This window comes from Acidocella sp. (assembly GCF_035535915.1).
Taxonomy (GTDB): domain Bacteria; phylum Pseudomonadota; class Alphaproteobacteria; order Acetobacterales; family Acetobacteraceae; genus Acidocella.
This window is the reverse complement of record NZ_DATLPB010000042.1, coordinates 87,043-110,163: the sequence shown is the minus strand read 5'-3', so window position 1 is coordinate 110,163 and position 23,121 is coordinate 87,043. Positions and strand designations below refer to the sequence as shown.

The following is a 23,121-nucleotide window of genomic DNA, read 5'->3' as shown; positions in this document are numbered from 1 at the left end:
GGCGGATGCGTGGCGCGTTTTTATGCGGAATGGCGCTCCGCGCGCGTCTGCCCGGCAATGCGCGAGATCGTCGGCGGCTTGATGACATCATGCACCGCCACGGCGGTGCGTGTGTTCGTGATGGCCATGCTTCTGCTCTTCTCCCGGCGCCGGAATGAGGTGCAGATGTGCGTGTCTAACACCGCGTTGCGCGGTGAGTTGGTCGGCATGGCGCCGCACGGCTTCCACCGATCCTCGCAGAATGGCGACTTCCAGGCAGTCATCCTGGCCGAAATGGACATGTGTGGTGGCGACGTTGAGTTCATGATGCTCATGCTGGGTGTCCACCAGCCGTTGCGGCAGGTCGCGGAGTCCATGGTTATAGACGTAAGCGAGCGTCGCCACGCAAGGGGCCGCGCCGTGGGATAGATGTTCATGCTTGGCCGTTTCGCGCAGCATGTCGCGGATCGCCTCGGAACGGCTGGCATAACCGCGCGCCGCCACCAGGGCGTCAACCTCCGCCAGAAGATCGTCGTCGATGGTAATGGTGATGCGTTCCATAGGCCGACACTGCGGCGGATTCCTGCCCATCGCAAGAGTATGATGAAAGCGTATTTACATCATACATTCCGGTTGATATGTGCAACAATATAGGCAGCGAGCGGGAGAGTTCGTATGCTGTTGGCGTTACGACAAAGCTGGGCCGGCGAAATCGGGCGCCGAGTTGCGGGACTTTACGTGTTTTTAGGGCTTGCCAATATCCTGCTTTGGGTGGCGGCCGTGGCGATGTTCCGCACTCATCCCCTGTTGTTGGGCACATCGCTGCTCGCTTACGGTTTCGGCCTGCGCCATGCCGTGGATGCGGACCATATCGCGGCCATCGATAATGTCACCCGCAAGCTGATGCAGCAGGGACAGCGGCCGGTCACGGTCGGCTTCTTTTTCTCGCTGGGCCATTCGACCATCGTCTTCGCTCTTTCAGCCGCCGTGGCGATCGCCGAAATCGCCGTCAAGGGAAAGTTCGACGCGCTGCAAAGCTGGGGTAGCATTGTCGGCACGCTCGTTTCCGCCTCTTTTCTGTTGGCAATCGCGGTGATGAACCTGCTCATTCTCGCCTCCATCATCGCCACCTTCCGGCGCGTGAAGGCGGGTGGGCCATATTGCGATGAGGACTTGAACATTCTGCTCGCCAAGCGCGGCTTCTTTGGACGTATTTTTCGCGGCCTGTTCAAACTTGTCGACCATAGCTGGCAGATGTATTTTGTCGGGTTCTTGTTCGGTCTGGGCTTCGATACCGCAACGGAGGTCGGGCTGCTTGGCATATCCGCCGCCGCGGCCTCGAAAGGTTTGCCGATCTGGTCGATCATGCTGTTCCCCGCTTTGTTCATGGCCGGCATGGCGCTCATCGACACCACTGATTCCATCCTGATGCTCGGCGCCTATGGCTGGGCCTTCATGAAGCCGATGCGCAAGCTGTTCTATAACATCACCATCACCTTGGTCTCCGTGCTGGTGGCGGTGGTTGTCGGGGCGCTGGAAACGCTGGGCCTGATCCAGGGTGAATATAATCTTTCCGGCTGGTTCTGGGACCCGATCGCGACCCTTAACAGTGACGCCGCCTTTGGCATTTTGGGATACGCGATCATCGGCATTTTCATCCTGGCCTGGTTCGTCTCTGTCTTTGTCTACAAATTCAATCGTTACGACGAGATCGAAGTCGTTCAGGCAGAGTGAGGCGATGTCTCGAAACAGGCGCGCCATTCCGCACGTATTTGTACGCCGCCGGGAAGGGCAACGGCGCTGTCGCGCCGTTCAAAGCCCGGCATATCCTCACCATCAGTTGATCGCACGATTGGTGAAAATGACTCCGCTCCGAAGCGAAGTATGCCCCGATCGCCGCTTGGGCTCGGGTGAACTCATCGTCGTGCCGAACTTCGCCAGGACCGCGGCCGGACCGCGCTCCTGTTCGAGGATCAAAGCGGCGAGCCGCTCGACCGCTGGCTCGGCGCGCCGATGGCGATGGGCCGCTTCCTGAAGCTCGCGCTCGGCCCGTCGGAATTTACGTTCGAGTCGCGCGGAGTTCTCTTGGACGTCAAACTTATGTCGAATGATTGCAGTCCGCCGCCGATCGCAGGCCGAATGCTGAATTAAGGGTGAAAAGTTTCCGTCGCCGGCTCGATACCGCAAATCACGATCGCGCTGCTATCATCGCCGGGGTTCAGGTCTTCGACAACGCACCGGTTGCGTCCGGCATGCATCATCGTTAGTACTTTTGTCATGCTGTCATGGTCAAGGTTCAACTTGAAGGCAAAGGGCACCATTCCTTTTGATGTGCTATCCTGTTGCGCCGTTGTCGCTGTTGAGTCGGATGTGGAGGTGGACTGGGCCAGGGCATATGAGCCACTTGCGAAAGCCAGGATAACGCTGACGATGAGAGGAAATCTCTTGCGAAGCATAGAACGGGTCTCCTGTCGAAATATGGGGAAGACGAAACAGGCAAAAAACATAGAACCCGGCAGCCAGAGATCAGTCTCACAAACGAGACTGTAGAATAATATACGCGATGAATTTTATTTTGATATCGGAGTGTATGAGAATTTTTATTTAGTCTATGCGGAATTTGGTGGTGCCGCAAGAACTTGTTGTGGATGATCAAGGTTTGAATGATTCGTGTAAGATTATTGATGTGCCAAGGAAGTCTGTATTCGATGAGTTTTGGTCGTCGCGTGTTTTCCGTATCTTCGCTCACTGTAAATATTTCGTGATGTCGTCTGCCGCGGACGTTTGTTCCTCATGTCGGCGGTCCAAAGGGCGTGGGTGCTTCATCGCAAAAAATTTCAGTATTCAGGAAGGTCGCGGAATATATGGGAGGTTTATGAAGTATGTTCGGGTTCAATCGAAAATTGGACCGATCTCGGAAACGTGAGGAAAATCGATCATTATTTCCGGCGCCACGCGTTTCGCGAGGCGGTCATCGTGCGTTCGGTGGCAGTCGCAAGCCTAAGCGCGCGGCACAGCCGCGTCTATCTCAGAAGCCAGGAGGCAGACGCACGAGGCCGCCATTATAAATGAGCAGCCGAGCTCGGGGCGATCGGATCGGCGCGCAGCGGCGTGGCGATTTGGGCCTGGCACGCGGCGAGCGGCACCAGCGCAACGGCCAAGGCCAGAACGGTCAGGCGCTTGATGGGAAGGGACATCGGAGATCACCCGTTTTTGAGGAAAATCCGGACTGGCCCAAGGCAGTTGCGGCCGAGGAGGATATTAAGCACATGAGACGATGGCTGGACACTGCGTTTTTGCCTGGAGGCAGTGCGGATGAGGCGGCTCCATAGAAGTTGATTTGCGCGAAAAACCGATTGTGAGGCGAAATGGTTTTGGCGGCACGCGCTCATGGCTCTGGAGCATGTCGGACGCAATTGCAGGAGAAGTCGCATGATTCGCAAAGCAAGAGCGGTTTGGAACGGCACCGGCCGTGCCGGCACCGGCCATCTCTTTACGGAGTCCGGCGTGCTCGCAGAGACGCCGTATTCTTACAAAACCCGTTTCGAGGCTGAGGCGGGCACGAATCCCGAGGAGCTCATCGCGGCCGCCCACGCCGGGTGTTTCACCATGGCGCTGGCGTTTCGCTTACAAGCCGCCGGCTATGTGGCCACCGAACTCAGCACCGAGGCTGCGGTTACGCTCGAGCCGGAGGGGCAGGGGTTTCGCGTCAGCCGCTCGGACCTCTCCCTGCGTGCCCAGGTGCCGAACCTCGACGAAGCGCTGTTTGCGCGACTGGCCGGCGACGCCGAGCGGAATTGTCCGGTCTCCAAGGTGCTCAACAGCATCATCACATTGGACGCGCGATTGATCTGAGCGCTTGGGGCGCCCTGCCGCTTCGGCGGAAAACATTTGGCGCGGCACTGCGTACATGCGAAGATCTCCGCATGTTGGTGATCGCTGCGACAAATGACCCGGTACGGCTGACCTTCCTCGTTTCCTTGTTGCGGCGCGGTGGCTTCCAGCCGGTGCTGTATGATGAGAACATGGCCGCTGTCGAAGGCAGCATCGGCGCGGTGATGCGCCGCATCGCGGTCCCGGAACACCAGGCGGATGCCGCGCGGCAATATCTGAGCGCGGCCGGCGAATTATAAGCCGTTGCGGGGGCACCAGTTCAGCTGTCCGCGTCGGTAGCGACGTTGTTCTGGATGTTGGCGGTTCTGGATGTTGGCGCGGAGACGCCTGGCATGGTTTGCCAAAGTCAGTCGTGCCCGGCCGTGGACGCCGCGTGCTGCGCGAGCGCGTCCAGGGTTTCCGTCATGCCGGTGACGGTCTGCTGAACGCCACCGGCAAGGCCATGCCGCGCCGCGATCCATGACGGATCGTTGTAGCTGAGATAGACCATGCCGTTCGCGTCCTGCCACACGAGCATTTTGAGCGGCAGATCAATTCCGGAATGCTGGGCCGCTTGCATCAAGGGCGTGCCCGCGGCGGGATTGCCGAACATGAACAGCGTTGTGGGGCGCAGAACCATGCCAACGCTCACGGCGCCGGCTGCGTGGTCGACACGCGCAAAAACCGTCACACCCTTCGCGTCCAGGCGCGCCGCCAAACACCGGACGGTGGCGTCGAAATCATGCGCGCTTTGCAGTGTGACGAGGCCGGTGTCGGGCATGGCTGCGAGCTCCATGTGGTATCATCAAGCGCGGTGTTGCGGCGCGAGTCAAAGAAAATCTGCTAGCGCAGCGGCCTTGTTTCGGACGGCGCGAACATGTTTATCGCCGGAGGCGCCGCGCTCGGGGCGGGTTTTTGCGCGAGCCATTGACGTGGATTTATCGAGGCCGCATCTGCCGGCAGACGGCGCCGCGCCGACTCACGGCGCGGCGGGATGCGTCTTCGCTGCGGCGATCTGCTGCGGCGTGATGTGCCCCCGGCGAAAGCCGAACTGGCTGATCGCGTAGTTGCCGAGGGCCGCCAGCTCGGCGTCGGTATAGTCCCCCGTGAAGGGATGCATGAACATCGTCCCCTCGCTGGTGTCGATGCTCGAGCCCTGGGTCAGGATCGCGACGATGTTGGTGCCGTTCGGGTCCCCAACCGATTGCGCACCGGCGAGCGCCGCCCAGGGCGATTGCCGTCCGGTGCCGTTGGGCAGATGGCACCCCTCGCAGGCCTGGGCGAAGAGCCGCGCACCGAGCCCATCCGGATCGATTTGCGGCGTGCCGTTCGCCACGATCGCCTCAGGTCCGTCAGGCTGCGCCGGGACGGTGCGCAGATAGGTGACGACCGCGTGGATGTCGTCTGGCGTCAGATAGCGCAGGCTATCCTCGACCACCTCGGCCATGGGGCCCGAGGCCGGGCCGTGACCGTCGGCATGGCCGGTCGAGAGATATTGCGCGAGCGCGGCATCGCTCCAGCCGCCGAACCCATGGGTCGGATCGCGGGTGATGTTGTAGGCAAGCCAGCCTTCCTCCGACGCGCCGGCGAATTGCCGGCTGGTATCGACGGCCATCATGAAGTTCCGCGGCGTATGGCACTCGGCACAATGGCCCAGCACCTGAACCAGATAGGCGCCCCGATTCCAGGCGGCTGACCGGCTATTGTCTGTCGTGAAGCGCCGGTCGGGATTGTTGACCAGATTCCAGAAAAACATTCCCCATCGTTGGTTGTATGGGAAGTTGATCTGGTTCGCCGGGATCGCCCCATGCACGGCCGGCAGGCTCATCAGGTAGGCCTTGATGGCCAGCGCATCATCCCGCGACATGCCCGTATAGGCCTGGTAGGGCATGGCTGGATACAGATGCTGTCCATCGCGGCCGATGCCCAGGCGCAACATGCGCACCCAGTCATCGTCCGAATAACCGGCGATGCCGGTCTCATCGGGCGTGATGTTGGGGGCGTAGAGCACACCGAAGGGAAGTTGAAAGGCGCGGCCGCCGGCGAAAGGCTGGCCGCCCGGCATGGTGTGGCAAGCCTCACAATCGGCGGCGCGCGTGAGGTACTGGCCGCGCGCGATCAAATCCAATGGCGCATCGGCCTCAGCGGTCAACGGGGCGATTCCGAGCAACAGAACGGTCGCGGCGAACAGGCGGTGCAAAATCGTCATGCTCACGCCACCAGCTGGCCGGCGCCGAAGGGCATACGGCGCAGCCGCTTGCCGGTCGCCGCGAAAATCGCATTGGCGAGCGCGGGCGCGGCCGCGGCCGTCCCGGTTTCACCGATGCCGCCGGGCGCCTCCTCGTTGCGGATTTGATAGACTTCGATCACCGGCGTTTCATTCATGCGCAAGGTGCGATAATCGTGAAAATTGCTTTGCCGCACGGCACCGTCCGCGAAGGTGATTTCATCATAGAGTGCGGTGCCGAGGCCGAGGATCAGCCCGCCCTGGATCTGCGCCTGCACCGTGTCGGGATTGATCGTTGAACCGCAATCCACCGCGACCACGGCGCGCTTGAGCACGATCTCGCCCTGCGGCGTGACCGAGACCTCCATGACCAGGGAGAGATAGGAGCCGAAGGCGAATTGCACTTCGATGCCGCGCCCGGTGCCGGCCGGCAGAGGCGTACCCCAGCCGGATTTTTCAGCAGCCAGGTTGAGCACGGCGAGCGCGCGCGGATTGTGCTGCAGCATGGAGCGGCGGAACTCGACCGGATCGCGCTTGGCGGCAGAGGCGATTTCGTCGACGAAACTCTCGACGACGAAGACATTATGGGTGGGTCCGACACCGCGCCACCAGCCGGTGCCGACACCTTGCGGTTCGTGCCGGACATAATCGACGAACTCCGCCGGCACGTCATAAGGCGTGTTTGCGGCGCACTCCACCGCATCGGGATCGAGCCCGTTGACGAACCCGGCCGGTGCCCAGCGTGCCATCACCGATGAGCCGGTGACGCGATGCGTCCAGCCGACCAGCTTGCCATGTTCATCCAGCCCGGCACTGACGCGGTCATAGTAATAGGGCCGGTAATAATCGTGGCGCGTGTCCTCTTCGCGCGTCCAGACCAGTTTGACCGGATAAGAAACCTGCTTGGCGAGGGCGGCGGCGATCTCGATGCTGTCAATATCGAGCCGCCGGCCGAACGCGCCGCCCATATAGAGATTGTTGACCGTCACTTTGTCCTGCGGTAGGCCGGTCGCCGTGGCGACCGCCTTTTGCGCGCGCACCGGCACCTGTGTGCCGACCCAGATTTCCGCCTGGTCGGGCTGGATATGAAGCGTGCAATTGAGCGGCTCCATGGGCGCATGCGATAGGAAGGGCAATTGATAGACCGCGTCGAGCTTGGTCGCGGCAGCGCTGATCGCGCCCGTGGCATTGCCGGTGTGCTTGGCGATCACGCCCTGATGCTGCGAGGCCTGGTCGAGCGCGTCGATCAGCGCCGCGGTGGTCACACTGCCATTCGGTCCTGGTGCCCAGGTGATGTTCAGCGCCGCAAGCCCCTGTTTTGCTGCCCACATATGGTCACCAAAGACCGCGACAGCCGATTTGTCCGGCGCCACCACAATGTCATGCACGCCGGCCACCTGGTGCGCCGCGGCAATGTCCATGGTGGCAACCGTCCCGCCGCGCACCGGGGTGATCGCGAGCGTGCCGATCCGCATGCCGGGCAGGATCGTGTCGATGCCGAACTGCGCCGTGCCGTTAACCTTGGCCGGCGTATCGAGCCGTGGCGCGCTGGTGCCGATCAACGTGAATTGCGAGGCAGGCTTCAGCGGAATATGCGCAGGCACCTTCTGCCCGGCCGCATCGCCCGCGACCTCGCCATAGGTGAGGGTGCGGCCGCTGCCGGCGTGGCTGATGACGCCGCGCGCCACCTGGCACGCCGCCGGATCGACATGCCAGCGTGCAGCGGCGGCGCCGACCAGCATGATGCGCGCGGCCGCGGCGGCTTGGCGGAGCCGAAGCCAGTCTGCGCGCGTCGAGGCCGAGCCGCCGGTCGCCTGGTCGCCGAGCAGGGGGTCCTTGTATTTTGCCAGATCGGGGGGGGCCGGCTGTATGGCGATCTGGTCGAGGCCGAGATAGAGTTCCTCGGCCATCAGCATGGCCGTGCTGGTATAAATGCCCTGGCCGGCCTCGGTATGGGGTGAAATGAAGATGATCTTGCCGGTGGGCGGCACCTCGATGAAAGCATTCGGCACGAAGGGCGCGGGCTCTGCACCATGCGGTGTTTCCGCCGCGCGCGCGGCACGCGGAAGGTGCAGGCTGAGCAGCAAGCCACCGCCTGCCAGCAATCCCGCTTTCAGCACCAGCCGCCGGGAAGGGGCTTCATAGCTCATCGCCGCCTCCCTCAACCTGCCGCGGCGGCATGGATCGCCGCGCGGATGCGCACATAGGTGCCACAGCGACAGAGATTGCCGGACATGGCCGCATCGATCTCGGCATCAGTCGGGGCCGGGATCTGGTTGAGCAGCGCGGTCGCCGACATGATCTGCCCTGATTGGCAGTAGCCGCATTGCGGGACCTCATGGTCGATCCAGGCCTGCTGCACCTTGTGGCCGTTCGGCGTGCTGCCGATCGCCTCGATGGTCGTCACCGGCTTGTCGCCGATCAGCCCCACCGGATAGAGGCAGGAACGCACCGGTTCACCGCCCACATGCACGGTGCAGGCGCCGCATTGCGCGATGCCGCACCCGAACTTGGTGCCGGTCATGCCCAGAATGTCCCGGAGGACCCAAAGCAACGGCATGTCGGTAGGCGCGTTCACCTGATGAGGTTGGCCATTCACGAGCAAGGTGATCATTCGAGGGCTCCTTGGTGGAAGCATAATTCAGCGGGGACGCAATGGAGCCCGCGCCGTGCTGCCAACAAAATTAGCAGTACCGTAAAATGGGATCAATAAACATGGGGGTAAAGCCGCGCGGACCATCTGGCCACGCACAGGGCGTCGTCAAGAAATCATCCACCCTGTGCATCGGCTCATATATCGGCAACGCGAATGAAGCTACGTGACCATGTTTGAATCGAGCCAGGCGAGTTGCCGGCTTGCCACCGCGTCGAAATGCGGCGGGGAGTAGAGGTCATAATGCCGGGCTCCGCTCTGGATATGCCACGCCTTGGGGCAGGTGAGCGAGTCGAACAGCAGCCTAGCCTGCTCCGGCGGGTTGACGATGTCATTCTCGGCGGCCATGACCATCACCGGCGCCCGCACCTGCGGGGCGGCTTTCACCGGACTGTAAAGTAATGTCTCCCGCACGGTGAGGAAGGGAATCTTGATATCGATTTCTGGATGGGTCACCCGAACCTGCTCGAAGAAAGCGATCGAATCCGGGTCCGTCAGCACCTTGTTGACGGAAACCATCACTTCCTTTCCGGTGGTTTGTTTGCGAACCTGCATCTTCTCGAGGGTCTGGATCAGATTGTCCCGCTCCTCGTTACTCATATCCCGCGTAATCATGCTCATGCCATCGCCGAACGGCATCTGGCTGATCACGCAGCTCACAAGCTCGTTCCGTGCGGCCACCTCGACCACATGCGCGCCGCCGAGCGAAGTGCCCCATAGCGCGATTGGTCCGTTTTCGTGAAAGGCGTGGCCCGCGACCCAGCGCACGGTAGCATCAATATCGTCGATCTGCATCGCCGGCACCAAGCGCCCTTTTTCACCGCCGCTCGCACCAAAGCCCCGGTAATCGAACGTCAAAGCCCGAAAGCCGTTCCGTGCAAAAAATTCCGCGAAGGCGGGGAGAAGCACCGTCTGGATGCCGCAGAAACCATGGCAGAGAATCACCGTGCCAGGTTTCCCGCCAGCACCGGGTGTGTAGAGGGTTGCGGCAAGCTCGCCACCCTCCGTTTGGATTGTTAGGTCGTCCTTAATCATTATCTGTCCCGCCGCCGTTACCACCGCACAAAAACCACGGCGCTCGCCTTGGTGGCAAGTGCTCGAGCGGTGGCCCAACGCTGAGTCGTTAATTGCACGCCTGCGCGTGCTTACCGGCTGGCCCGCGCTGGGTCACCACAGCCGTCGTTTTTCCTCGCCTTGGACGACAGAAATTTGATGAACAAAAGCTAGGACCGCGAAGAATCGCCGGATTCAGTCAGAGTTTCGATCCACGCCCCCGTGTGTGCCGCGTTCGAGCGGCTTTGTTAATCGCCTTGAGACCTTTGACGATCATGGGCGGGGCGAATCGACGCAGATATAACTCCGCCTTTTGGCGGCGGGAATAACCCGCATGCGGCACATAGGTTGTTGCCAACGTGTCATTTGCGTCCCTCGCCGCCAGGCCGTTGGTGTAAAAATAAGCGACCGTGGATCGGCGTTGGCGGCCCTCCCGTATCGGCTGAGGATGGCCGTGCGCAGCGCGCGCGGATTGTTCCATGATCACCGTCCTGCCGAAATGTGGGACCACGGTTGCGGCACAGCGCGGCGGCTCCAACTCCCATAATTCCAACGCCCCGCCATCTTCCGATGTCCACGTCTCGTTAAAATAAGTGATCAAAGCCAGCCGATTGACCAGACGTGTTCGCGGATGCGTTGCAAAATCCATGTGGATCTCAAAGCTTCCGCCGGCATCAACCTCATGCATGCCGCCGCCGTACAAGGCGGGGTCGGGAATCAGGTCATCGATGCCTGTGATCCGGGATAACAGCCTGACGAACGGTCCGGAATACACCACATTGAAATAGTCTTGTACTGTAGGGGGCAGATGGCCACCCGGCGGGGTGCCGCGCTTGCGCTGAAGGCCGCTGTGATATTCACGCCAATCAGACGGCGCGGCCGTGTCGAACTCCTTTGCCATCGCCTGGAGCATTGGCGAAGGAAAAAGATGATCCATCACAAGGTGTGGAAACGGGGATGCGCGCTGAAAAGCCGCGGCCAGCGCATGAGAATCCTTCTCAGAGATCGTATCAAAATCCGGCCATTGCGCTCCTGCGCGCGGGGTGCATTGTATCAGCATTAAAATCTCTTCTTCGAATATACTCACTTTTGAATGTGAATTGATCGTGTTGCTTACTTCAGGTTAGAGGTCTGCGGGCAAAATTCAACCGTGTACACATGACAATTTAAACAAAAAAATCATTAAAAATAGGTGCTTACATATCGGAAAAAGTGTCTGGTCGGATACGGATTTTTGAAATCTGTTAGGATGACCGTCAGTCATGTTTCGGACATTGCTGAGAAATCCTACAAAGATATCAAGATAGATCTAAGGGTCGAGGTCTTTGATGCGCTTTGCGGGAACGCCAACATACAGCCCGTTTGGCCTTGTGTTTCGAGTGATGATGGCGCCTGCGCCGATAATACAGCCGCGCGCGATTTCGACGCCCGGCAACACCAAACTCGAAGCGCCAAGCCAGCATCCATCGCCGATTGTAATCGGTGCCTTAGCGCCTGGCCCCGCTCTTTGATGAGATGGGCCGACTTCATGAAAGCTTGTAATCAGCTTAACGCCCATAGCGAGGTGAACATTATTACCGATTTTTACAAAATCGGAGCCGTCGATTAAACACTGGACGCTGATGAAACAGTTGTCTCCGATTTCACATTTTTTCGAGCCGAAAAAAATCTGACCAAATAATGTGACGGCACGTCCAACTTTGATCCCGCACAACCGCAAAATAGCGATTCGGATTCGTCCGGGGATAAAGGGCAGCGCCTGAATCGCATTGATCGTTCGATTCAAAGGCCTGCTCGACGACTAGCTGCGGACTTGTGCATCTTTTGGATCTCCGAATTTTGGAGGTGACAACTTTAATGTTCGTCGAATGACTTAACAGAGCGGGCCTTGCCTAACGCGCTTCGGGCAGGCGCCCCCCACGACAAATTTCCCCTTAAAGGCCGCCGTGTCACGACCCTAGGGATTTTAATGTCGCTTATTTCATTATTTTGAATGCCATAAGCGACATAGCTCATAATTTTTCAAAATTATGAAATAAAGTTTAGCGCCTCCGCGTTGCCCGGGAGACGATAGGCCGTCTTTCACAAAGGACAGTACTTCTAAAGAACCAAGTGTCACAATATCTAAAATATCGGCACTCGAAGAGCCAAAGTCATTCATTGTTATTTTTGTCGTGGAATTTAACAGTCTGGCGTCTCATTTGCGGATCGGAATCCCGGAGAAGTCGCGCAACCTATTATAAATTAGAGAAAATTGCCGGTGTGGATCGCGGGGGGTTTGATTTTGATGCTAACGACGAATTCACCTTCGCAGTGCAATATAATGATTGACCCATTCCCCCCCCACGATGCTACTTAACGTGCACCGACATAGCGTTTCTTCAACTCGACGCACCCCGTAAGCGTATTTTCAAATATATGGGTTTTGAGATCTCTCGCCGGGAGGCGAGTTGTCTTGCCCGGAGGACTTCAGAAAGCCCCGCTCTGCGGAACGGGTGAGCATAAGTCATGCAATTTTCGAGGGCGCCGTCGGCACCGACGTTAGATCGGCATGAGCGATGTCATATGATAGACGCGGAGAGGCGAAATGAGTGGCCAGATCTATCGACGGAAAAAACCTGGGCTTGGAATGGCGAGCGCAACACGGGCGTCATCTTATCCGCAATTATCATGGCTGCCCGCCTCTGGTGGTGCGGCAAGCGTTGCCGCGCCGCATGACCAGCGTGATCATCCTCTGTTCCTATACGCGATCAGATTGATCGACGGCGCGACGGTCGTCTTGACCTCATGCGCCATGGCGTGGGCTGGAAGCTTTTTTGCGACGCGCCAGCAAACGGTTGCCATTTCCGTTGCGGACCTCGTAGCAGTTCTTGTGTTTTTCTTGATGTTACCAAACCCTAGACTGCCGATTCTACCGTTTTGGGAAATGAGTCTCCAGCAGCTGCGCTTTCTAATGCCTCCTTTGATATTGGCAGGCTTTGTACAGGCCGGTGTGTACTGGTGGCTGGGGTGGAAGGACATTGCTTTGTTGAGGGCGTCCTGCGCTTGGACAATCAGCGTCACGGCCGGATTGATCGTAACGCGTGGCTTGAGCACCTTTGCCAAAGCGCATCCCGTCATCGAGACGCGGCTGAAGCGGAAAATCGCGGTCATCGGCAGTGATGCGCATGCCTTCCGCACCGCCGAACGGTTGAGCAAGGAATCACAAAATGGCATTTCAGTATTAGGTGTTTTCGACGATGGTCCGCGTCATCCGGGACAAGCTCAGGTTCAAGGGACGATCGCTTCATTGATCAGCCTAAGTCGGGAAATCAAGCTACATGGCATCATCATCGCGCTGCCCCCTGGGGCTGAGAACGAAACACAGATTGCCGATCTGAGCTGGCGGCTACGCGGCGTTTTCGCCGACGTGTTTGCGAAGCCTTACATGCTCCATGGCCCTGATGTCGCACTCCCGGTACAAACCATCGGCGCGATGCCTTTCCTGGTGCTGCAGCGCCGTCCTTTGGACGAGTGGCAGAGGCTGATCAAAAAGGTGCTTGACGTTACGGTAAGTTTAATTTGTGTCATCTTACTGCTCTTGCCATTGGCCGTCGTTGCGATTGCAATCAAGATGGATTCGCCGGGGCCGGTCCTGTTCCGGCAACCGCGTCTGGGCTTCAACAATCGTCAGTTCATGGTTTTCAAGTTTCGTTCGATGTATACGAACGCGTCGGATATTTTGTCGGTGAAGCAAACCTCTCGTGATGACCCACGCGTCACACGCGTGGGAAAGTGGCTCCGTAAACTCAGCATTGACGAGATGCCGCAACTCCTGAACGTACTCCGTGGCGAGATGTCCCTCGTGGGGCCGAGGCCGCACGCACTGCAGACGCGCGTGGAAGGGGCTCTTCTGAATGATGTCACGGCGGAATATATCATGCGATTTCATGTTAAGCCGGGTATCACTGGCTGGGCACAGGTAAATGGCGCACGGGGTGAACTTGTGACGACGGATGATCTTCGCAAGCGTGTCGCCTACGATCTTGAATATATCCAGAATTGGTCCGCATGGTTTGATTTGAAGATCATGGCGTTGACATTGGTCCGCGAAATCGTGAGTCGCAATGCCTTCTGAAGCGGCGCAGCGCATGCCGTCGCATGGCGGAGGCTCGATCTCGATGGCGCAGACATCTGAGTCTGATATGATCGACATTATGGGGCTTCGGCTGCACAATCTGCACCGTAGCACTATTGCCGAACGCGTCATTACAGCGGCGGGTTCAAAGCAGAAGATGCTGGTCGTCAATGCCAATGCAAATCTTGTTGTTTTGTCGCAGACATTAGGATGGATGTCGGCGCTATTTTCGAAAGCTGATATTGCGTTCTGCGATGGAGCTGGGGTGCAGTTGGCGATACGTCTTTTGAAGGGACGAGCCGCGCACCGGACGACGCCGCCGGAATGGATTGGAGCGGTTCTGGAGGCGCTTGGGCCGAATGCCTCGATCTTCTGGCTTGGCGGCAGCAAAGAAGCCGTCGTGCAAGCGGCGCGGAATTATGAGGCGCGGTATGGGGTGCGAACGGCCGGCGTGCAGGACGGCTTCTTTGACATGGCAAAAGATTCCGTTGAGAATCTGGCCTTGGTCGCGCGGATTAACAGCGCTGCCCCGTCGATCCTTCTGGTGAATATGGGGATGCCTCGGCAAGAGAGATGGCTTTGGGATAATTGGGATCGCCTGCAGACAGGCGTTGCGATTACCGGTGGTGCGCTGGTGGATCATGCCGCCGGGCATGTGCACCGGCCGCCGCGCTGGGTTGCCAATCTGGGCATCGAGTGGCTCGTACGGTTGGTGCGAGAGCCCAAGCGACTCTGGCGTCGCTACTTGCTTGGACTGCCGGTATTTGGCCTCTTTGTCTTGCGCTACGCCGTAAGCGGAAACAACCGCAAACGTGTTCGATAATCCCGGTTAGAATTACAAATTTTTGAGCAAATAGGAATCTCAATAGCCTGTGTGCACGTGCTTATATGTCGGTCAGGAGCCGATCCGGAATTGGGGTTGGCTATGTGGTAACATCGGATTGGACTCGTAAAGAAAATTGGCCCTGAGATCGTGAACGAAAGAATGCCCGACATTGCGTATAGGCCCTCTGCCGATCCCTTTTCCAGGGGTGATACGGTTAGGCGGATATTGCGTGTCTGGCGGGCTAATATTGGCCTGTTTTTCGCCTGCGCGATTACCGTTTTGGTCGTTGGCGGCGGTGCCGTGGAATTGTTGAAGCCGACCTATACGGCGACCGCCACGGTGGCGATTCCGCCCCAGCTTGCCGACCCTCTGGCGCCGATCGGGCAGGGAACCGCCAGTCAGGCCGATGACGATGAGTTGCCGACAACGGAAGCGTCGATGATGCAATCTCGAGACGTTGCCGCCGCCGTGCTCGCGCAATTTCCGCCGCCGGCGTCAAAGCCGGGATTCAGCATCAGAAGGGCGCTCTGCCGTGCCGGAATTTCCTTCCTCTGCCCGGTAATCACACCGGCGGATGAAACAGCGAAGCAACAGGCTGAGATCGACGGTTTCCTGGTGTCGCTGGCGGTTGTTCCAAAGCTTCAATCGCAAGTGATTAACGTTAGTGTCACGGCGAATACGGGCGAGCGAGCGGCGATGTTGGCGGATGCGGTGGTGCAGAATTATCAGCGGATCGATCTGGCGCGGCAGACGGCGAATTTAAACGGCGTAGCGACCTGGCTCGATACGCGGACGGCAGACCTGCGGCGGCGCTGGCTTGATGCCGTGAATACGGCGGACGCGTTCAGTGTCAGCCATGATCTCACCAATGCGGGCGGCGAGACGACGCCAGATCCGCTCGTGGATCGCCAGATTTCCGACATGGCGGCGAGCCTAGGGGCGGCCCAAGCGCGGCTTGCAGCGGCTCAGGCGCAGGCGGATGCGCTGCACGACGCGGCGCAGCATGGCGACGAGACGGCCGTGGTTAGTTTGTCCGAGCAGCCGATTCTCGTGGCCGCCGCGAGCAACCTCATGCAGCTGGAAACGACGCGTAACCAGCTTGCGACGGAGTTCGGCGGCAATTACCCAAAGATCAAGGCGTTAGACTCACAGATCGCGGCAGCGCGGGCAACGTTGAACAGTCAGATTGGGGCGGCCTTACATTCCATCGGTGCCAACCTTGTTTCGGCGCGCGCCGAGGTGCGGCAGCTGACGGAGAACCTCAACACGCTGCGCGCGCAGGCTGCAGCCCAGAGTTCGCCGCAGGCGGAATATCGCAGCCTCACGCAGGAGGCGGCGAGTGCGCGAGCGGTGTATGAGACGTTTTTGGAACATTCGAATGACGTGGTTGATCGTGCTGCACTTTTAGAGCCGCCCGTTGTTTTTGTGTCCCACGCCAATATCCCTGCGCGTCCCACTTTTCCGAATAAGCCGAAGCTCTTTCTTGCCGTCTTTGTGGTGGCCCTGGTGGCCGGTGCGGCGGCGACGTTTATCAAAGACTATTTTTCGGTAGGTTTCGAGAAGCCTGAGGATTTGGCCGGCAGCGTGCAGTTGCCTCTGTTGGCCGTAGTCCCTTATGTTGCGGCACAAAGGAACCATCCGGTTGCCCGACACGTCATCGACGATCCGTTCTCGCGAACGAGTGAAGCGGTGCGTGGACTTGCCATGAAGCTTTCTCTGCTCGCGGCGAGTGAAGGTGGATCGCGCTCCGTGCTGGTGGCCTCCGCGAATCCATTGGAAGGAAAAAGCACGCTCGCCGTCTGGCTCGCGATGACGATGCGCCAGGCCGGAAAATCCGTATTGGTGATCGATGGTGATCATCGCCGCGGCGCATTGATGCAAAATTCATCGACGGCGTCTAAACTTGGCATGACCGACCTGCTTTCTGGCCGCGTGACGGCATCTGAGGTCATTCAGACCGATTTAGAAACCAAGATTGATTTTATCTCGGCCGGAAAGGCCATGTCAGGTCCCGTCGGCGTCGAGGAGATCGCGCGCTTACGGAGTGCGATCGGCGCCCTGAAGAAGTCATACAACCTGATCATTATTGATAGTCCGCCTCTTCTGGCAATGACTGATGGCTTGGTACACGGCAGCATCGCGGATCAGGCCATTTTTGTCTGCCGCTGGCAGCTTGCATCTCGAAAAGCCGTGTCAGCGTCCCTGAATCGTTTGCAAACCTTCGGTGCACGTGTTTCGGGCGTCGTCGTATCAATGGTGGACCAAAACTCTCCACAGGCTTTCGGCGATGACTATAATCGGCGCGAGATGAAATTGATCAGCCGCCTTTACGGTTCTCAGGGTTAAATCTTTGAAAATTATCCATGTTGTTCGGCAGTTCAGCCCATCCGTCGGCGGGTTAGAGACATCCGTCCTCAACCTTGCGCGCGCCCAGCGGGGGCGGCTTGGAATCGATGCCCGCGTCGTGACCATGAATCGTGTTTTTGGGCGCCCTGAGATCCTTCCATCCGAGGACGTCGTAGCAGGTATTCCGATTCACCGCCTCCCATGGCGGGGGTCGTCACGTTACCCGCTTGTACCTTCGGTGCTGTGGCATTTGCAGTCAGCCGATGTGGTGCATGTGCATGCCATTGATTTTTTCTTTGATTACCTGGCGCTCACGCGCCCCCTCCACCGGGGGGCAATGATTGCCTCGACCCATGGTGGGTTCTTTCATACGGCGCAGCACGCCGTGGCCAAGAAGCTTTGGTTCAATACCGTCACGCGTGCGTCGATCCAGGCTTATCATCGCATCGTCGCGTGCAGCCACAGTGATGCGGAGTTGTTCCGGTCTCGTGCTGGACACCGGCTGGCGGTGATCGAGAATGGCATTGACCAGGCAAGATTTACGTGTGCTTCGGCACAGGTTCAGACTCGTACGATCATCTGTTTTGGCCGCTTTGCGCAACATAAGAGGATCGGCCAGCTTTTTCCCATCCTGGCGCGGCTGTGCGCGCTCGACCCGGCATGGCGATTGATCGTCGCCGGGCGAGATGCCGACCAGACGACCGAACAGCTAAGAGCGATGGCCGATGACGCGGGCGTCCAACATGCGGTGCGCTTCGTCCTCAACCCGAGCGACGCACAACTGCGATTGCTGATCGGAGAGGCGAGTTTTTCTGCATGTCTTTCCAGCTATGAGGGCTTCGGGCTCGCCGCCGTGGAGGCGATGTCAGCTGGATTGTTGCCGATCTTAAGCGACATTGCGCCATTCCGTCGACTCGTTGACGACACCAAAATCGGCCTTATCGTCGACCCTGGCGATCCGGCCGGCGCCGCCGCGCTCGTGCAGGAGAACGTGCTGGATGATGCGGCAAGTTACACGCGACGCCGAGCGCAGACGATGGACGCGGTACGCCGGTACGATTGGGAGGAGGTCGCCGCCCGATATGCAGACATATATGCCGAAGCGGTCGGGCCTACGCATGGTGTGCCGGTCACCGCGACGCTGAGATCTGGCGTATGAGCGGGAAAACATTCTCCGCCAATCTTACGTACAACGTCGTCGGTGCGCTTTTACCGATCGCCACTTCGCTCGGGACCGTCCCATTTTATATCCATCAGATTGGTCTGGCGCGGTATGGTGTCGTCACGATTACCTGGGTTTTGCTGGGCTATTTTGGGTTCCTGGATTTCGGCCTCTCGCGCGCCTCGGCGAACGCCCTCGCAAAGCTCGGCCATGGATCGTCGCGCGATCGCTCCCCGGTATTGGTGACGGCGTTCTGTTGCAATCTTAGCCTTGGGCTGGCCGGTGGGCTCCTGCTTTACGCTGTCGGCCACGTGGTGCTTCTGCATATCGTGAAGATCCCCGACAGCCTGATGGTAGAGACGCGCCACGCCTATCCCTGGATGGCGGCAATGTTGCCGCTGGGTATGCTCTCAGGTGTCTCCACGGGCGCTTTGGAGTCACGCGAAAAATTCCTGATGTCGAACGTGCTGAGCAGCTTTGGCACCATAGGCGGCCAAATCATTCCGCTGATTTGCGCCTATGTGATCGGCCCTAGCCTTGACGTGGTCATCCCGGCAACGTTGCTGGTGCGTTTGGTGACAGTGGCGCTCGCCTACGCCATCGTGATAAAAATTGAATGGCCCATTAGCCTATTTGATGTAAGCCTGGACTGGGTGCGCAAGCTGTTCGGCTATGGCTCGTGGGTCACGGTTTCCAGTCTGCTTAACCCGCTTTTTGACACGTCAAACCAGTTGATTATTGGCGCGATGCTCGGTGCGGCGTCGGTGGCCATTTACTCGGTGCCGATGAACCTCGCCCAACGCTCGCAGATATTTGCGACGTCGCTATCCCGTACGTTATTCCCGCGCAATTCGCGCAGTTCGCATGATGACGCCGTCGACGTCACACGCCGGGCGACGATCACGCTTCTTTATGGCTTCGGGATGGTCTGCGGTCCAGGAATCCTGCTTTGTGGGCCGTTCCTCAGGCTTTGGATCGGCCGTCATTTCGCGGTGTCCTCCGAACCGGTCGCACAAATTTTGATGTTTGGGGCCTGGACAAATGGTGTCGCATTTCTTCCTTACGGGTTCTTACAGGCGCGTGGCAAGCCGCATGTTACGGCCATAGTCGGTGTTGCGGAGATCGTGCCATTTTTTCTGGTGTTATGGTTTCTGACAACGCGGCTGGGTTTGCCCGGCGCGGCACTTGCCTGGACGTTGCGGGTGACCGCAAACTGCATCGTACTCCACCTGCTGAGCGGCTGCATTCCAGACCGACCTTGGCGGGTACTGCCTGCCGTTTTACTCATGGCCGGTTCTTTGCTCATCGTCAGGGTGGTTCCGATGTCGACGGTCGCGACCTTGATTCTGGCGGTTTGCCTCTCGCTGGCCTTTGCTATCTTGGCGATGATTCTCGACCCGATCGCGCGTGGTCTGGTATTGCAGACGACGCGGCGCTTCGGTGTTTTACGTACCACAGCTCTGTCACAGCACGACTCGGTCTAAGCATGTTCGGGATTTTGGCGCCGAGGCGGGCCGACATATGGCTGTTCGCGGCCGTTGTGATCTGTGGAGCGAGCTGTGCCGTGAAGGATGCTCATGCACAGTTGATCCAGCAATATTTTCCCGCGGACATACCAGGCTATTCCCCGAATTTCAGTGCTTCCGTGGTAGACCGCATGGAGGCTCAGGATCAGGCCGAAGGTGTCGAAGTCGGCGATTTTGTGATCCGCCCGGAGCTATCCGAGACCGCTGGCTATGATTCCAACACGTTGGGCACGCCAAATTCCGGCAGCACCGAGATTGACACCAATGCCGGCATCCGCGCCAATTCAGATTGGGGGCGGGATGCGCTCGGTGCCTCCTTGAGCGTCGACAATCGCCGTTTTTTGGATTTGCCATCCGCGAGTTACACGAACTGGACGGCCGCTACGGGTGGTGCTCTGACGCTGGGCAACGATACGGCGACAATTTCATTTGCACATCGCGCTTTGAATCTGGCCGCGACTGATCTCGGTGTCTTGGGCGTGGTGACCCCCGTACCTTATTCCATCGATGATCTCAGGATTTCCTACATCAAGCTCTTCGGCCGCTTCAGCGTCACGCCCTCCCTTGAATTTCAGAATTTCACCTTCGGGCAGTCTACCGGCAGGGTTGCGATTGATTATAACTCGCTCGACCACAAAACCGAGAGTGGGATGATCACGACCAGATATGAATTTTCCCCGGGCGACGCTGCTGTCGTGATCTTGCGGACGTCCCAGGCACAATTCCAGACGGCCCCGAGCGACAATTATACGGATTTCGGGGGCTTTGCCGGCCTCGATTTTCGTGGCAACCGCGTCATCCAGTTTCGCGCCCTGGTCGGTCTTGAAAGCCGTAGCTTTCAGGGGAACGCGGCGCAGACCGTTACCACGCCCACATTCGAACTCGACGGCGTTTGGACGCCGACCGAATTGGACACGGTCACGGCCACCGCGACGCGCGAGCAGGATGACCCGACCTCGCCTTTCGCAAGCAACCAGATCGTCACCAACCTGCGGGTGGAACTCGACCATGAGCTCAAAACCAACCTGTTCCTTACGGGATATGTGGGCGGCGGCCAGAGCGTCTCACGGTCCAATATTTCCGGCTTCGGTGAGAATACCCAGACGCAGTTGAATTTAGGTGCCAGTGCGCTCTGGAACATCAACCGTCATTTAAGAGGTACGCTTGGTTATGGATACAGCAGAGGCGTGGATAGCGGCGCGCCCATCGGTACTTTCGAAGCCGGAGACAATCGCTTTACCAGCCATACGTTTCTTTTGGGAATCAGCATTTTCGAATAGGAAAGCTCTTGATCAACAATCTGCCCTAAAGTCAGGAATCCAGAATGCGCTTTGCAAAAACCGATAAAAATTCCGCGTTCGGCGCTGTTCCGCGTGCGGCCCGGCGCGTGCTCGTTCTCCCGGTGATGCTCGCCCTTGTGGGCTGCGTGTCCGGCCAAAACCTGGCGATGCTGACATCTCCACCAGATGAGGGCTACCAACTTGGACCTGGTGACCAGATACGGGTCATCACGTATGACGAGACGCAGCTCAGCAATACGTTTACGGTCGGCGAGGACGGTAAAATCGCGTTTCCCTTGATTGGGACTGTGATGGCCTCCGGCCATACGGCCAATCAGGTCGCGTCTGAAATCACCGCATCACTCGAAAACAGCAAGCTCGTCAATCAACCGAGCGTATCGGTCGAGGTCGTCCAGTACCGTCCGATTTCGGTGCTTGGCGAGGTCAACCATCCCGGTCAGTACCCCTACCAGCCGGGAATGACCACGCTCGATGCCGTAGCCTTGGCCGGTGGTTTTACCTATCGTGCGGTAACCGGCTATGCCTCGGATTGGCGGACGGCAGGCCGCGGTTCAGCCTATGCCATGAAGGGCAAAGTCGGTCCGGGGTCCAGACTGGAACCCGGTGACGTGATCACGATTTATGAGCGCTATTTTTGAAATTGCTGTGGCGTGTCTCGTCCCAAAGCGCGTGGCGTGACATTCGCGGCGCCATATAGGAACCAACATATGGCGGCAGTTTTGATCGTGAACATATTCGCGCCGATACAAAGCGAGGCCGCCATATAGACAGCGATCATCGCCTTCATCGACATTGCTTCCGTCGTCTTGGGTCTGTGAAACGCGAAGATTCCGAGCAGAAACAGCGTGAGGGGAAGCCCGAGATTGTTGATCACGTAGGCATAGCCCGTATCGGACGTATAAACCTGCGAGGCCTGCAGGCCGAACCATTGCGGTAAGCCCCAATAGTCCAGCAATCGGCCGGAGAATAGCAGTCTTCCGGAGAAATCGTCGATGACGATCGCAGGCACGATTCCGGGCAGCTCGTGCAATGAACCCACGACCAGAAGACCGAGCATGGCAAGCAGTGGCAGGCAGAACACCGCGAAGCCCGAGCGCCAGAATGGCGATATGCGGAACACCAACATCAGACTCCAGCAGGCGAAGGCAAAGCGTGAATCGCCCAATACCGCACAAGCCCCTGCAAGGACGACCAGAATCCCGCGCATTTGCCAGGACCCTATCCGCGTGCTGAGGCACCATGCAAACGCAATGACTGAAAAATTGCCCATTGAAACGGGTTCAAGAAATACCGACGAGAAGCGTGCCGGTCCAAGCAGGGATGGAAGAAAGGTTCTGGTCTCTTGGCCGCCACGGCTGCCGCTGATGAAGGCGGTGGTGTGAGAGTAATTGATCGTCGACGTGCTGATCACACCCTTGTCGACATAATAGGACCACACGTCGAACATCGCCCCGAACTGCGTGGGAAAAAGTGCTTCGAACAGACCGATCGGAACGACGATTGCCATGGCAATCCACAATACGCGGCTTCCCTCTTGGGCCGTCGCGAGCGTGCCGAGTTCATAGAAAATATACATGATGGCGATATCATGAAGGATTTTTAGATCTAAACTGGGGTTGATGAAACGCAGCCCGATGAGGAAAGCCGCCATGACGCCGCTGACCCGAACGGCCTGATCGGAGATCAGACGGCGGATGACACAGAGGCCTGCCGTAAGGATCGTCATCTCGCAAACGATGACAACGGCGTTCGACATGTGAATATGGCCAAGCGTGCTGATAAAGCAGAGCACCATGTTGAAACATAGCGCCGTAAACACGAGGTATGATCCGCTTTGGGGCGCGGCGACGACAGATCGCGCGGGGATAAGTCGCGTGTTCTGTGCGATCGCCTGTTCCATAGGTCTCATGCTCCGGTTACAATAAGGTCTTTCGGGATGGCTGCCGACGCGTGTCCGGCCGGTGACGGATCGATGCCGCGTTTCGGTACAGACAATCCCCATTTGACCCTTACGTATATAAGAATGATGCGTGAGTCATCTTGCAATTTCAGGAAAGT

The 23,121-nt window shown here is 58.5% G+C and carries 21 protein-coding genes; 10 read left to right on the top strand and 11 right to left on the bottom strand.

Annotation, left to right across the window (positions count from 1 at the left end):
• Positions 1-87 precede the first annotated feature (87 nt).
• Positions 88-540 carry a nickel-responsive transcriptional regulator NikR gene (nikR, locus tag VNC39_RS05595; RefSeq protein ID WP_325397022.1) on the bottom strand — a complete coding sequence of 151 codons (453 nt, stop codon included), beginning with the start codon at positions 538-540 and terminating at the stop codon, positions 88-90.
• A 114-nt stretch (positions 541-654) separates the two neighbouring features.
• On the opposite strand from nikR, the gene VNC39_RS05590 reads away from it, so the two are divergent.
• Complete coding sequence (locus tag VNC39_RS05590; protein WP_325397020.1) at positions 655-1,713, top strand: HoxN/HupN/NixA family nickel/cobalt transporter; 1,059 nt, start codon at positions 655-657, stop codon at positions 1,711-1,713.
• Between the two features lie 413 nt (positions 1,714-2,126).
• On the opposite strand, the gene VNC39_RS05585 is transcribed toward VNC39_RS05590, so the two are convergent.
• The gene (locus tag VNC39_RS05585; protein WP_325397019.1) at positions 2,127-2,435 is read right to left on the bottom strand and encodes a hypothetical protein; all 309 of its coding nucleotides are present in this window, start codon (positions 2,433-2,435) and stop codon (positions 2,127-2,129) included.
• A 606-nt stretch (positions 2,436-3,041) separates the two neighbouring features.
• On the bottom strand, positions 3,042-3,176 hold the full coding sequence (locus tag VNC39_RS05580; RefSeq protein WP_325397016.1) for a hypothetical protein: 135 nt from the start codon (positions 3,174-3,176) through the stop codon (positions 3,042-3,044).
• 235 nt (positions 3,177-3,411) lie between these two features.
• Here VNC39_RS05580 and VNC39_RS05575 point away from each other — a divergent pair, with 235 nt between their 5' ends.
• Positions 3,412-3,834, top strand: coding sequence for an OsmC family protein (locus tag VNC39_RS05575; RefSeq protein ID WP_325397013.1), 423 nt, complete (start codon positions 3,412-3,414; stop codon positions 3,832-3,834).
• Between the two features lie 71 nt (positions 3,835-3,905).
• Positions 3,906-4,112 carry a DUF2007 domain-containing protein gene (locus tag VNC39_RS05570; RefSeq protein ID WP_325397012.1) on the top strand — a complete coding sequence of 69 codons (207 nt, stop codon included), beginning with the start codon at positions 3,906-3,908 and terminating at the stop codon, positions 4,110-4,112.
• A 107-nt stretch (positions 4,113-4,219) separates the two neighbouring features.
• Here the strand turns inward: VNC39_RS05570 and VNC39_RS05565 are convergent, their stop codons facing one another.
• From VNC39_RS05565 to VNC39_RS05535, 7 genes are all read right to left on the bottom strand, one after another.
• Complete coding sequence (locus tag VNC39_RS05565; RefSeq protein WP_325397010.1) at positions 4,220-4,633, bottom strand: DUF302 domain-containing protein; 414 nt, start codon at positions 4,631-4,633, stop codon at positions 4,220-4,222.
• 198 nt (positions 4,634-4,831) lie between these two features.
• A complete protein-coding gene (locus VNC39_RS05560) occupies positions 4,832-6,061 on the bottom strand; it encodes a c-type cytochrome (RefSeq protein WP_325397008.1) in 1,230 nt (409 codons plus the stop codon).
• A gap of 2 nt (positions 6,062-6,063) precedes the next feature.
• Positions 6,064-8,229 (bottom strand): xanthine dehydrogenase family protein molybdopterin-binding subunit, encoded by a 2,166-nt coding sequence (locus VNC39_RS05555; protein ID WP_325397006.1) that lies wholly within the window; start codon positions 8,227-8,229, stop codon positions 6,064-6,066.
• A gap of 11 nt (positions 8,230-8,240) precedes the next feature.
• On the bottom strand, positions 8,241-8,693 hold the full coding sequence (locus VNC39_RS05550) for a (2Fe-2S)-binding protein (RefSeq protein ID WP_325397004.1): 453 nt from the start codon (positions 8,691-8,693) through the stop codon (positions 8,241-8,243).
• A 201-nt stretch (positions 8,694-8,894) separates the two neighbouring features.
• A complete protein-coding gene (locus tag VNC39_RS05545; protein ID WP_325397002.1) occupies positions 8,895-9,767 on the bottom strand; it encodes an alpha/beta hydrolase in 873 nt (290 codons plus the stop codon).
• 217 nt (positions 9,768-9,984) lie between these two features.
• Positions 9,985-10,872: a 2OG-Fe(II) oxygenase gene (locus VNC39_RS05540; protein ID WP_325397001.1), complete on the bottom strand. Its 888-nt coding sequence runs from the start codon at positions 10,870-10,872 to the stop codon at positions 9,985-9,987.
• A 222-nt stretch (positions 10,873-11,094) separates the two neighbouring features.
• A complete protein-coding gene (locus VNC39_RS05535) occupies positions 11,095-11,571 on the bottom strand; it encodes an acyltransferase (protein ID WP_325396999.1) in 477 nt (158 codons plus the stop codon).
• An 801-nt stretch (positions 11,572-12,372) separates the two neighbouring features.
• On the opposite strand from VNC39_RS05535, the gene VNC39_RS05530 reads away from it, so the two are divergent.
• The 7 genes from VNC39_RS05530 to VNC39_RS05500 all read left to right on the top strand — a co-directional run bounded on the left by VNC39_RS05530 (position 12,373) and on the right by VNC39_RS05500 (position 21,701).
• Positions 12,373-13,902 (top strand): exopolysaccharide biosynthesis polyprenyl glycosylphosphotransferase, encoded by a 1,530-nt coding sequence (locus VNC39_RS05530; RefSeq protein WP_325396997.1) that lies wholly within the window; start codon positions 12,373-12,375, stop codon positions 13,900-13,902.
• Positions 13,892-14,725, top strand: coding sequence for a WecB/TagA/CpsF family glycosyltransferase (locus tag VNC39_RS05525; RefSeq protein ID WP_325396995.1), 834 nt, complete (start codon positions 13,892-13,894; stop codon positions 14,723-14,725). Before VNC39_RS05530 ends, VNC39_RS05525 begins: the two co-directional genes overlap by 11 nt.
• Positions 14,726-14,887: 162 nt before the next feature.
• Positions 14,888-17,074, top strand: coding sequence for a GumC family protein (locus VNC39_RS05520; protein ID WP_325396994.1), 2,187 nt, complete (start codon positions 14,888-14,890; stop codon positions 17,072-17,074).
• Between the two features lie 4 nt (positions 17,075-17,078).
• A complete protein-coding gene (locus VNC39_RS05515) occupies positions 17,079-18,233 on the top strand; it encodes a glycosyltransferase family 4 protein (protein ID WP_325396992.1) in 1,155 nt (384 codons plus the stop codon).
• Complete coding sequence (locus VNC39_RS05510) at positions 18,230-19,720, top strand: oligosaccharide flippase family protein (RefSeq protein WP_325396990.1); 1,491 nt, start codon at positions 18,230-18,232, stop codon at positions 19,718-19,720. Before VNC39_RS05515 ends, VNC39_RS05510 begins: the two co-directional genes overlap by 4 nt.
• Positions 19,721-19,800: 80 nt before the next feature.
• Positions 19,801-21,042, top strand: coding sequence for an outer membrane beta-barrel protein (locus tag VNC39_RS05505; protein ID WP_325396988.1), 1,242 nt, complete (start codon positions 19,801-19,803; stop codon positions 21,040-21,042).
• 44 nt (positions 21,043-21,086) lie between these two features.
• Positions 21,087-21,701, top strand: a complete 615-nt coding sequence (locus VNC39_RS05500) for a polysaccharide biosynthesis/export family protein (RefSeq protein WP_325396987.1) — start codon at positions 21,087-21,089, stop codon at positions 21,699-21,701.
• Here the strand turns inward: VNC39_RS05500 and VNC39_RS05495 are convergent.
• Positions 21,692-22,963 (bottom strand): polysaccharide polymerase, encoded by a 1,272-nt coding sequence (locus VNC39_RS05495; protein ID WP_325396985.1) that lies wholly within the window; start codon positions 22,961-22,963, stop codon positions 21,692-21,694. The two genes, VNC39_RS05500 and VNC39_RS05495, sit on opposite strands and share 10 nt — an antisense overlap.
• Between the last annotated feature and the right edge of the window lie 158 nt (positions 22,964-23,121).